Below are 12752 nucleotides of genomic sequence, written 5' to 3'. Positions count from 1 at the left end.
ATGGAATACGACTGGTACAACAGCTGAGGCATCATAGAGTATTTCAGGGGGTGTATGTAGTGGAGATTAAAAACTATATCGGTGGTAAATGGATCACACATTCACATTTACAAAGTATAGCAGTGACGAACCCTGCAAACGGTGAGCAGCTTGCTACCATTCCACGTTCTACTTCGAATGAGGTAGGCGAGGCTGTAGCTGTTGCTAAACAAGCACAAAAGAGCTGGGCACTTATACCAGCACCAAAACGTGCAGATTATTTATATGCCATCGGTCAAAAAATGAAAGAGAAAAAAGAACATTTGGCGACCGTTTTAACAAAAGAGATGGGCAAGGTCATTGAAGAGGCTAGAGGAGAAGTCCAAGAAGGAATTGATATGGCATACTATATGGCTGGTGAAGGACGTAGATTGTTTGGTGAAACAACACCGTCTGAGCTTGCCAATAAATTTGCTATGAGTGTAAGGGCACCTATAGGCGTTGTAGCACTCATTACACCTTGGAATTTCCCTGTTGCTATCGCCACGTGGAAGTCATTTCCTGCCATTGTTGCAGGGAATACATTCATTTGGAAACCTTCTAATGAGACTCCAATGATGGCCTATGAAATGGGTAAAATTTTTGAGGAAGTAGGCTTACCAGATGGTGTTGCTAATATCGTATTTGGTACAGGACCTACAGTAGGCACAGCATTAATTGAACACCCTGACGTCAAGGTTATTTCGTTTACAGGTTCTACAACAACGGGCAGTAAAGTAGCTGAGCTTGGCGGGAAGCATTTGAAAAAGGTTTCTTTAGAGATGGGTGGCAAAAATGCTGTTATTGTCATGAATGATGCTGATCTACAGCTAGCTACAGAAGGAATTTTATGGAGCGCATTTGGTACTGCTGGGCAAAGGTGTACAGCATGTAGCCGAGTCATTGTGCATAAAGATGTAAAAGAACAATTAGAGAAACGTCTCTTAGATGAAATGCAAAAGCTCACAATTGGGGATGGTCTAGATGAGGGAGTAAAAATCGGGCCAGTGATTAATAAAGCAGCATTGGAAAAAATTAATCACTATGTACAAATAGGTAAACAAGAGGGTGCTACATTATTAGCAGGTGGCAGGATACTAAATGAACCACCTTATGATAAGGGGTTCTATTATGAGCCAACATTGTTTACGAATGTGAAGCCTGACATGATTATTGCTCAAGAAGAAATCTTTGGTCCAGTCGTATCTCTAATTGAAGTGGCAAGTTTGGAAGAAGCAATTGAAGTAAATAATGGTGTGAAATTTGGCTTATCTAGCTCAATATTCTCACAGGATGTCAATACAATTTTCCGCGCGCAACGTGATTTAGACACAGGTATCGTTTATGTAAATGCTGGCACAACAGGTGCTGAAATCCATTTGCCATTTGGAGGTACTAAAGGGACAGGAAATGGGCACCGTGATTCAGGTGTAGCAGCCCTAGATGTATACACAGAGTGGAAAAGTATTTATGTAGACTACAGCGGTAAATTACAAAGAGCACAAATCGATACAGAGTAACAGATCAACGAAAGGGGATGTTCTTGATGAAAGTTGTTGTATTAGGTGCAGGTTTAATGGGGAAAGAGGTAGCTCGTGATTTAATAAAAAACGATAAAGTGGAGCGTGTGTATTTAGGTGATATCGACGTGAAAGTTGCACAGGACTTTGTAGATACGCTAGATACAAATAAGGTAGAAGTGGTAGAGCTACACGCAGAACGTGACGATTCATTAATGAACGTTATTTCGAAGGGTGATGTTGCCGTCAATGCATTGTTTTATTCGTTCAATGAACGAGTAGCAAGAGCAGCTATAGAGGCGGGTGTCCATTCCGTTGATTTAGGTGGTCATATCGGTGGCGTTACAGAGAAGATATTAGATTTACATGAGGAAGCGAAGGCAAAGGGTGTTACAATCATTCCTGACCTAGGTGTTGCTCCTGGCATGGTCAATATTCTAGCGGGCTATGGTGCTTCAAAATTAGATGAAGTAGAATCTATTAAACTATTTGTTGGTGGTATTCCAACTGAGCCAAAGCCTCCGCTTCATTATACACGCGTATTTTCTTTAGATGGCGTATTCGATCATTATACTGAGCCTTCAAAAACGATTCAGAAGGGCAAGCTTGAAGAAGTTCCATCCCTATCAGGCGTTGAACCTATTTATTTTGATGATTTCGGTGTGCTTGAGGCATTTTATACATCTGGTGGTATCTCCACATTGTATAAGACATTCCCGAATGTCCGCACATTAGAATATAAAACCATCCGTTATAAAGGCCATGCTGAGAAATTTAAACTTTTAGCAGACTTAGGTTTCCTTGATTCTGCGAATAAGGTAGAAGTGGATAATCAAGAAGTGCCTGTTCGTGCAGTTGTACGAGAGGCACTCAAAAAGAAACTTGAATTGGGCACAAAACCTGATGCTGTATTGTTACGTGTTATTGTAGCGGGTGAAAAAGCCCAACAGCAGGTGACATATGAATATGAAATGGTTGTACGTAAAGACATGACAATTAATGAAACAGCTATGGCACGTGCTACCGCAAATACGATATCAGTTGTTGCTCAGATGATTGGTGCCGGTGCTATTACAGAGCATGGTGTATTCCCGCCTGAAGCAATCGTGCCAGGTGATACGTATATTGAAGAGATGGCTAAACGAGGTGTGGTCATTAAAGAGACATCACACAAGTCTGCTATGATTGTGAAATGGTAGGTGCTAACCATGAACTTTGAAATGTCCGCTGAGCAGGAAATGCTAAGAAAAACAGTAAGACAGTTTGTTGATGAGGAAATCATTCCCTATATTGCAAAATGGGATGCTGAAGGTGGCTTTGATGCCAAGATTTGGTCCAGACTGGCTGAGCTTGGCTTAATGGGGGTTTGTGTTCCTGAACAATACGGAGGTAGTGGCATGGATTATAATGCACTTGCTATCGTATGTGAGGAGCTTGAACGGGGAGATACGGCATTTCGCACAGCTGTATCTGTCCATACAGGTTTAAATAGTATGACCCTAATGCAGTGGGGGACTGAAGAGCAAAAGCAACGATACCTTGTTCCACAAGCTAAAGGTGTACGAATTGGAGCTTTTGGTCTCACAGAGCCAGGGGCAGGGTCTGATGTAGCTGCCATGACAACAACTGCTGTACGTGATGGTAATCATTATATCCTCAATGGGCAAAAAACGTGGATCTCCTTATGTGATATTGCAGACCACTTTATCGTATTTGCCTATACTGACAAATCAAAGAAACATCATGGAATTAGTGCGTTTATTGTAGAACGTTCCATGGCTGGCTTTACATCTAAAGCGATTAAAGGAAAATATGGTATTCGTGCTGGTAATACAGGTGAGCTCTTTTTTGAAGATTTACGCTTGCCAATTGAAAACCGACTAGGTGAAGAGGGCGAGGGCTTCAAAATTGCCATGTCTGCGCTAGATAATGGTCGATTTACAGTAGCGGCAGGTGCTGTTGGTTTGATCCAAGCTTGCATAGAGGCTAGTGTGAAGTACTGTCATGAACGGGAAACATTTGGCAAACCTATTGGTGAGCACCAGCTTGTAGGACGAATGATAGCTAATATGGAAGCAGGCTATCAAATGAGTCGTCTCCTTGTCTATCGTGTTGGAGAATTGAAAAATAAAGGTGTTCGAAATACTCGAGAGACTTCATTGGCAAAATGGCAATCTTGTGATTTTGCGAATAAGGCTGCGGATGATGCGGTACAGATTCATGGAGCCTATGGCTATTCAGACGAGTATCCAGTTGCCCGTTATTTAAGAAACTCCAAAGCACCAGTAATTTATGAAGGGACTCGCGAAATTCATACGATTATGCAGGCGGATTATGTATTGGGAAGACGCCAAGATAAGCCTTTAAAAAATATGTTGCCTAAATGGCCATTTGAAGAATAAACGAGAGGGGAAACACTTCCCTCTCGTTTTTTGTAGTGCCTTAACTTACTTAGAAAATTTCAGAAAAATGTAACTTTCCTCTTTTTTACTAGTCTAATTAATAAACAAGTATATGAAGGAGAGGAAAAATGATGAAAAGTAAATGGTTCGCAATTATGCTGATTATCGTTCTAGCTATCGTGCCTGGTATTTTTACATGGATAGTGAATACAGATGTGACGGCAAAGGCGGCTAGCGCAAGTATGGCAACACAAAACTGGCAAGCATCTTTTTCAGTTGCTTTAAAGAAAAACAAAATAACTGAAGAATATGTCTATATCACTACGGAAAAAGGACACAAAGTACCTGCAACAATTGAATTGCTGGAAGATCAAAAAACGATAGTGGTGAAAAAGTTAGCACCAGGTAATTATCAATTGCATGTAAAAAAGGAGGCCTTTGCACAAGGCGGACTGAAAATAGCTTCGCAGACAATTCCATTTACAATTATCGAGACATTAACAGCCGTTAAATCGGAGAAAGAGTTACAGCAGTATTTTAAAAAGTTGTTAACAACTCAAAGAGTAGAAGTTAGAGAAGAAGAGAGCTTACAAAGTACAGCAAGTGAAGATAAAGCAACCGCTAATAATGAGTCTACAACTAATAATCAAGTAGAGGGGGTAGAAGAGGGAGACATTGTAGTTGTCAAAGATGGCTTTATTTACAATGCAAAAGATCAGAGCATTACAGTTGTGAATGCTAAAGATCCTAAAAATTTAAAGGTGGCTACAAGTATCAAATTAAAAGATTCCCAATATATTTCTAAGCTTGCGCTATATGACAATCTATTAATTGCTATCGGGGATCAATATATTGAAAAAGCTGGCACAGCTATGGTAACAGCCTCAATTTATGATATTTCAAATCCAAGCAATCCAAAGCATGTACGTGATGTTGGGCAAGAAGGCTTCTTGCAGGATATTCGCATAACGAATGACACATTATATTTAATCGGAAATATGTATCCAAATTACTGGATGCTACAAGAAAACAATAAAACCGATTTAAAGCCTAAAACATTTGATAGTATGGCAGGATTAGAGTACAAAAGTCTGCCTTTAGAAAAAATCTCAATCTTACCAAATACGATGGATGGTACGTATAGTTTAATTACAGCTGTCGATTTAAAAAATGGAGCTAAGACAACGGCCAATACGAAAGGGTATTTAGGTGGAAGTAGTGGTCTTTATATGTCAGAGAATGCCCTGTATTTAACGACACCAATGTATGAAAGTAATATTGATGTTTCATCAGAAAAGCGCGTCATGGATATGATTTGGTTACCGAGGTCAGCCGACACCCAAATTTTCAAGTGGAATGTAGATGGAACGACTTTGAACTTTGTCGGAAGTACGGAAGTAAAGGGAACTGTGCTAAATCAGTATTCAATGGATGAATATAAGGGGAACTTCCGAATCTTTACAACAGAAGGTAATACGTGGAATGAGAAAAGTACTTCCTATAACCATCTCTTTATTTTGGATGAACATTTAAAACCGCTTGGTTCAGTAAAAGATATGGCGCCTGGAGAAAAGATATATTCAGCTAGATTTATGGGAGAAAAAGCATATGTGGTGACATTTAAACAAGTGGATCCACTATTTGTCATTGATGTAGCGAATCCGAAAAAGCCTGCTGTACTAGGGGAATTGAAGATTCCTGGCTTCAGTAATTACCTACATCCATTAGATGAGACGCATTTAATTGGTATTGGTTATGATACGGAGCAACGCTATGATTCGTATACAAAACGTAATTTTACTGTGACAACCAATATGAAGATGTCCCTATTTGATGTATCAGACTTCCGAAATCCGAGAGAGCAATCAACCGTAAAAATTGGTGGGAAAGGTTCTTCCTCTGAAGTGCAATACAATCCTAAAGCGCTATTCCGCAATAAGGAATTCAACTATTTTGGCTTCCCTGTAGTACTGTATGAGGCAGGTAAGGGAGACGAAGTTGTCTATCAAGGTCATGGTGCTCAAATCTATGAGATTACTGCAGAGAAAGGGATTGTATTGAAAGGAAATATAATCAATCGTAATAATAATGAAGCCTATGAAAATTGGGAGCAGGTTGTACAACGTGTTGTTTATATAGATGATACGCTGTATACAATAGCGCGTAATGAAGTGAAGAGCTATCAGTTAAATGACTTCAAGCCTTTAGATACTTTAACAATAAAATAATAAGAAAAACAAAACAGTCAATTGAAAGGTATCAAGCAGCCTTCTACTCCAATCCTGTTATCTTTTTAGCAACGGTTTTCAACGATAGTGAAGGTGTTCATTATTCTTTATGATGAGGTGTTGTCACCCATCACTTCTCTTCATTGAAAATAAGAGTTTATTCACTCTAAGAATACAGATAATGGGCTATTTGATCGCTATGCTACTATGAAAAGGAAAGTCCTTTGCAGAATGACAGATGAGACCTTGGAGTGAACGTAAGTGAGTGAAGCGGTTCATCGGACGCCCCTGTAAAGGATGCTGGCGGAACGGAAATCAACCTCTCACCTTGCAAAGTTATTATTCTGCCGTTGACACCATCTTTTTTCAACAAAAAGGAAAGTCCAATGAATATTGAAATTCATTGGACTTTTCTTTGTAAATACTATTGGCGATATGGCAGTATCTCGGATACAGTCACAAATTCATAGCCCTGCTCTTGTAAATAGGAGAGAACAGCGTCAAGTCCGTCTGCAGTAGATTGATGAATATCATGCATTAAGACAATGGCATTATTGTGTAAATTATTTTTCACGTGTGGCAATAGCTGCTGTGCATTTCGATGTTTCCAATCCAATGTGTCGATTGACCATAGCACTACAGGGATAGGAATCTCAGCATTAATGGTGTCATTAGTTGCACCGTATGGTGGTCTAAAAACTGTGGCACCTTGATTGATTGCCTTCTCAATTTCAGTGGCAGTAGTGTTATATTCTTTCATCACTTGTTCCTGCGTAAGCTTTGTTAAGACAGGGTGGTTCCACGAATGGTTTCCAATTTCATGACCGCGCGCAAGAACATCCTTTACGATGTCAGGATAGTATTGTACACGACTACCGAGCATGAAGAAAGTAGCCTTTGCGTGATACTTATCAAGAATATTTAAAATTTGCTCCGTCACTTTTGGATGTGGACCATCATCAAATGTTAAAGCAATACGTTTTTTATTCGGATCACCAGTTGGTGGTGGATTAATGGGTTTTACATTTTCCATTGCGATTTGAAATTCGGAGGCTAACAATGGGTTAATAAGCGAAAGGGGTAGTTTCACTATTGGGATACCTGCTGCTCCACTAGCAATCTCATATTCATCGAAATAGATTTGTAATGAATCGTCAACAATAGCAAAGCGATTGAAGTTAGACCATTTTGGTTCTGTAGCTTTTAATAATTCATCGTTGAAAAGCTCATCCTTTAATTGGAGGTTTTTTTGCAAATCTTTTCGGACGTTTACAGCCAACGTAGATAAGTTATTCTCATCATTTTGTAAGAGCGTTTGGATCGTAACTTGTTCGCCCGTTTCGTTGTTAATGAAGAATGTTTTTGTGGAGACTTCGTGATTGGCTCCTCCTACATATAGCATTTTTGTTAGCACAAAGGAATAGTAATGCTCTCGGTATGGAAAAGTTTCAAGACTAATATTTAATTCACCCATAGCTTCTTTATCTTTATTTTTCTTCATCGATGTTAGATAGTTTTCTTTTGAATCCGATATGTACTGTAATACGGCATCATTAAAAACCTCGTTATCTGTTTGCGGGTAATGAATAGCAAATGGTGTTCGTTTGTCATTTGAAACGTCTGTAACAATACGTATGCCTGGAAACGCAGAACTTTCGGTCGATAAATGACTATTCACCGATTCCGTCTCCGATTCTTTTGAAGCACTAATCTTTTGAAACTTGAAGTCATCCTTTGAAAGGATAATAAAAAGTATAATAGTTGTTAAGGTCACAATAAGGCTTAGTAATAAGAAATCAATTATTGGACCGCGTCTTTTTCTGCGTTCCTGCATGGTTTTGGATACGCTCCCCTCTTTTTTATTTTCTATACAATCAGACGTGCCAGTCATTAAAAAAGTTATACAAATCTAGAATCTTTTTATGTATTTTTGTGGAAATATATTAAGATCACTTTTTCTTCAAGAATCAGCGAATTAATTGTAGTTGTACTTCTATTTAAGAGGTTGTAAAATACCTACTAAAATAGAAAAAACACATGCGTAATATTAGTGTAACTGTAAAAATAAATTGAAAGATAATCCATTGCTTATGAAAAATTTTCAGTTGAGTTTTTATTGGCAGTTCGTTAATATTGGCAAGGAACCTTTTGAAGGAGGCAGATAGCTGCAATGGTCTTACAAGATGCGGATAATGAACTTACGATTGACTGTTTGTTGCTTGCAGGACGCATTATGATTGAAAGTGGTGCAGAAACATACCGCGTAGAGGATACGATGCTGCGTATGGCACATTCTCAAAATATGCCAAATGCTCAATGTTATGCCACACCAACTGGCATCATTTTTTCGTTAGGCAAGACACAGCCAACAAGAATTACATCAATTCCCAGTAGGGTTACAGATTTGCAAAAAATCGCCTTGGTAAATTCAGTATCTCGTAGACTCACATCTCACATCATAACATTAGAAGAAGCTTATGACGAGTTAAAGTCGATACAAAAAATAAATTATTTTTTACCAACTTATTTGCAAGTTTTGGCAGCTGCGCTTGCTAGTGGTTGTTTCCTTATTATGTTTAAGGGTGGATGGTCGGATTTTCCGATAGCTTTTTTAGCAGGCGGGCTAGGTTTCCTAGTACTTGTAATCATTAATCATTTAACAAGGGTAAAGTTTTTTTCTGAATTTACAGCATCACTCGTCCTCGGCTTTGTTGCCTTCTTTGCAGTAAAGTATGGTTATGGTACTGAACTTGATAAAATTATTATTAGTTCCGTCATGCCACTCGTACCAGGTATTTTGATAACAAATGCTGTTCGTGATTTAATGGCAGGTCATTTTATGTCAGGGATGGCAAAGGGAGCAGAGGCCTTTTTAACAGCCTTTGCTATTGGTGCAGCTATTGCCGTCACACTAGGATTTTAGGAGGCGGACAAAATGCAGATGATGGACATTATTATACAATTAATAGTTAGTTTTTTTGCGACAGCTGGGATTGCCATTATTTTTAATGTTCCTAGAAAAACACTACTTCATTGCGGACTCGTTGGGGTAATTGGCTGGATCATATACTATGTTCTAACAGAGCAAGGGATGGATGTTGTCAAAGCTTCTTTCTTAGGCTCATTTGTCATTGCCATTGTTGCTCATTTATATGCCCGACGCTTTAAAATACCCATGATTATTTTCATTGTTGGTGGAATTATACCATTAGTGCCAGGGGGCATGGCTTATAATGCAATGAGAAATGTGGTAGAAGATGATTACTTACAAGGCTTGCAATATGGCTTAAAGGCATTTTTAATTACAGGTGCTATTGTTATTGGACTAGTTTTTGCAGAAGTAATTATTCAACTCATATTCCGCTCAGTGCGTTCAAGTAAAGTAAAATTACAAAAGGTTTATAAAAAATAGAAGGAGGCTGCGTGTAACGTAAACGCAGCCTTCCTTCTTCATTTATTATTGTTTAGTCAGTAATAGTTCAATCTCTTCAGGTGTAACAGGCTTGCTAATATAATAGCCCTGAATGGCATCGCAGCCGTAAGTGATTAATAGATCTGCTTGTTCAGCTGTTTCTACACCTTCAGCGACTACTTTCAATTCCATGGATTTACCTAGTTGTACCATACCATTCATAAGCTTTTGGCTCTTTTCGGATTTCAAGAGTGAATTTGTAAACGTTTGATCGATTTTTAATGTACTTATTGGTAAAATTTGCATATATCTAAATGAGCCGTAGCCAGTACCGAAATCATCTAAAACAAAGGAAATGCCTTCGTTTTCAAGCTTACGCATTTGCTGTGCAATAGACGTTGCGCCTTCAGCTTCTAAAGCAAATTTTTCAGTAATCTCAATTTGTAATAGGTTCGCTGGACAACCTGTTTTTGTAATCATTTCAAGTATAGATTTTGCCATATTCTTATCACGGAATTCGCGTACAGAAGAGTTAATAGATACTTTTAAATCATAGCCTGCCTTTTTCCAAAGTAAGGCTTGTTCACAAGCCTTTTCCAGCATGAAGGACCCAATATTATTAATTAAACCTGTTTCTTCAGCGATAGGAATTAACTCATCAGGCGTTACGACACCTATTACCTCATCTTCCCAACGTACAAGTGCTTCAACAGCAGTAACTTTTCCAGAATACACATCGATTTGTGGCTGATAGAGTACCTTCAAGTTCTTTTGGTCAAGTGCTTGGAGTAGGCGCTTTTCAATTAATGCTTTACGATTTAAAGCTTTATGTGTTGCTGTTGATAAAGAAACAATTTTATCTCCGCCAGCCTCACGGACTGTTGAAATAGTAGCAATGGATGCCTTCATAAGCTGAGAGAATGTTGATTGATCCTCAGGATATCTAGTTATGCCGCCACTAATAGAAATTGGTACAGCAATATTGTCGCTATAAATCGGATGTTGTTGTAAGTAAGATAAAAAGCCTTGAATAAACCATTCACTTAAAGGCGTAATGACAACAAAATCATTTTCATTTATACGAGCCATCGTGCTATCTTGGAAATACATTTTTATACGATTTGTAAATTCAACAATAAGGCTTTGATCGATTTGTTGATCATGTAATTCTTTAAGTGTATAAAATTTATCAATACTTAGATAAACAAATGAAAAGTGTCTCTCATCGTCAATCATATTGGTGATTACTTTTTCAAGTCGATGCGCATTCATCAAACCAGTTTCTGTATCGATGTAAGCAATTTTTTCAAGTTGGTGTTGAATCGTTTTTGATTTCGTTACATCCTTTTCAATTAGGATAAACTGTTGTTCATTTGTTTCAAGATTAACGAGGGGGATAGCCGTTAGTAGCACCCAATAGGATTGCCCCGTTTTTGTGATTTTTTCAACTTCTCCCTGCCATGTATGACCATTATTTAAATTACGCCAGATCGTATGTGTTATTTTTTCACTCACTTCATTATCAGGGAACAGTTGCCAAAAGGTTTTACCGATAACACGCTTTGGTGTCCATTGGCTTGTTTTTAGAAATTCATTATTACATTCCAAGATAAATCCATCGTGATCGAGTGTAACAGTCATAAAGGTCGCATCTAAACCTTGCTTAAGATTTACAAAGGTATTGCATTGAGAGATAGCCTGCGTCATTAATTCTGGTAGCATAAAAATCAATAGAATAAAACGCTCTCCCTCATCTGTAAAAGGTTTAGCTAGCAGCGCTGTTGTTATTTCTGCATTTGAAGTTGTGTGTACTTGAATTTTTTCTAGATACGTACTGTCCTCATTTTGTAAAATAGATTGAAATGTTTCGACAGGAAGCTGACGCAGTAGATTTTCGTGTATAGATGGAGTAGTATTTCCTTTAATATCATTAGCTAATAAGCCAATCAGATGTTCAGCACTCTTTCCCCAGACTGTTGCTTGTCCATCTTGATTAATGATAATTGCAGGAAAAGGAAGTGAATTTAAATAATGTTCATCAATCGTAAATGATTTATGCATATGACTCATGATTATTCGATCTCCTTGGGTAATCAATATATACTAATATTATAGATAATAATCGGGAATTAGTCATTATGAATATATTTGTAAATATTTGATAGTAAAAAATAATAGGACTTTTCTAGTGAAATACAAGAAATGATTTGAAGAAAAGTAACAATTTTTAGTACGTATATAGGAAGCAGGATTGGTATGAAACGTTTAAAAGGAATAATATTTATCGTCTCGGGTGCTATGTTATGGGGAGCAACTGGCCCTTTAATGGAGTGGTTGCTTAATCATACACCTTTGACAGTATCCTTTATGTTAACAATCCGTTTATCGGTTGCAGGTATATTACTACTTACATATTTATTGTTAACAGGAAAAAATATTTTTGGAATTTGGCAGCACAAACTATGGGGGAGGCAACTCATCGTTTTTGGTATTGCAGGTATGCTTGGTGTACAATTTACATTTGTTGCTGCAATTAATGAAAGTAATGCTGTGCTTGCTACCTTACTACAGTTTTTAGCGCCAATATTTGTTGTCGCGTATGTCTCTCTTAGTTTAAAGAAATGGCCACCAAAATATCAAGTGTTAGGTATTATTGGTACCCTTATAGGGTTATTTCTGTTACTAACGAATGCATCATTTGAAAGTTTGCTTATTAGTCCAAAAGCCTTGTTATGGGGAATAGGAGTAGGCTTAACATTTGCATTTTACACCTTGTATCCTGCACGCTTAATGAAGGAGTGGAGTGTGCTTTTAGTAGTGGGCTGGGGCATGCTGGTGGGTGGCTTCACTTTAGGCTTAGTAAGCCGTGTTTGGCAGCAGTCCACTCAATGGATTGTTCTAGTAGATTTTAAAATTTTAATGTTATTAGTTGCTTTAATATTTTTTGGAACAGTAGCTTTTATATTATTTTTAAGTAGTATGAAATACATTTCGGCAGTTGAAACGAGCATTCTTTCTAGTATTGAGCCATTAACAGCAATGGTTATCTCTGTTATTATTTTCGGTACTTCTTTAGGTTTTTGGCAATTAATAGGAGTTTTCGTTATGCTTGTTTGTGTAACATGGCTTTCAATAGCGGGAGAAAAAGCATAAATATACTATTATGTTAGTA

At 37.9% G+C, this 12752-nt stretch carries 9 protein-coding genes; 7 read left to right on the top strand and 2 right to left on the bottom strand.

The features are described 5' to 3' along the window. Positions 1–59: 59 nt before the first annotated feature. From JIN86_RS12540 to JIN86_RS12525, 4 genes are all read left to right on the top strand, one after another. The gene (locus JIN86_RS12540; protein WP_004229708.1) at positions 60–1538 is read left to right on the top strand and encodes an aldehyde dehydrogenase family protein; all 1479 of its coding nucleotides are present in this window, start codon (positions 60–62) and stop codon (positions 1536–1538) included. 26 nt (positions 1539–1564) lie between these two features. Further along, a complete protein-coding gene (locus JIN86_RS12535) occupies positions 1565–2737 on the top strand; it encodes a saccharopine dehydrogenase family protein (RefSeq protein ID WP_004229703.1) in 1173 nt (390 codons plus the stop codon). 9 nt (positions 2738–2746) lie between these two features. After that, positions 2747–3940 (top strand): acyl-CoA dehydrogenase family protein, encoded by a 1194-nt coding sequence (locus JIN86_RS12530; RefSeq protein WP_202342070.1) that lies wholly within the window; start codon positions 2747–2749, stop codon positions 3938–3940. A 128-nt stretch (positions 3941–4068) separates the two neighbouring features. After that, a complete protein-coding gene (locus JIN86_RS12525) occupies positions 4069–6168 on the top strand; it encodes a beta-propeller domain-containing protein (protein WP_225340632.1) in 2100 nt (699 codons plus the stop codon). 424 nt (positions 6169–6592) lie between these two features. Here the strand turns inward: JIN86_RS12525 and JIN86_RS12520 are convergent, their stop codons facing one another. Next, positions 6593–8002, bottom strand: a complete 1410-nt coding sequence (locus JIN86_RS12520; protein ID WP_004229690.1) for a polysaccharide deacetylase family protein — start codon at positions 8000–8002, stop codon at positions 6593–6595. 336 nt (positions 8003–8338) lie between these two features. Between JIN86_RS12520 and JIN86_RS12515 the strand changes: the two genes are divergently transcribed. Together JIN86_RS12515 and JIN86_RS12510 are read left to right on the top strand one after the other, a co-directional pair. Then, entirely contained in the window at positions 8339–9091 is a 753-nt protein-coding gene (locus JIN86_RS12515; RefSeq protein ID WP_202342069.1) for a threonine/serine exporter family protein, read from the top strand. Between the two features lie 12 nt (positions 9092–9103). Continuing rightward, positions 9104–9580 carry a threonine/serine exporter family protein gene (locus tag JIN86_RS12510; RefSeq protein WP_004229681.1) on the top strand — a complete coding sequence of 159 codons (477 nt, stop codon included), beginning with the start codon at positions 9104–9106 and terminating at the stop codon, positions 9578–9580. A gap of 45 nt (positions 9581–9625) precedes the next feature. On the opposite strand, the gene JIN86_RS12505 is transcribed toward JIN86_RS12510, so the two are convergent. Further along, the gene (locus JIN86_RS12505; protein WP_004229679.1) at positions 9626–11650 is read right to left on the bottom strand and encodes a GGDEF domain-containing phosphodiesterase; all 2025 of its coding nucleotides are present in this window, start codon (positions 11648–11650) and stop codon (positions 9626–9628) included. Positions 11651–11836: 186 nt separating this feature from the next. Between JIN86_RS12505 and JIN86_RS12500 the strand changes: the two genes are divergently transcribed. Next, entirely contained in the window at positions 11837–12733 is an 897-nt protein-coding gene (locus JIN86_RS12500) for a DMT family transporter (RefSeq protein WP_004229677.1), read from the top strand. Positions 12734–12752 lie beyond the last annotated feature (19 nt).

It is taken from the genome of Lysinibacillus sp. HST-98, assembly GCF_016757845.1.
Taxonomy (GTDB): domain Bacteria; phylum Bacillota; class Bacilli; order Bacillales_A; family Planococcaceae; genus Lysinibacillus; species Lysinibacillus capsici.
This window is presented reverse-complemented; position numbering and strand designations above follow the sequence as displayed.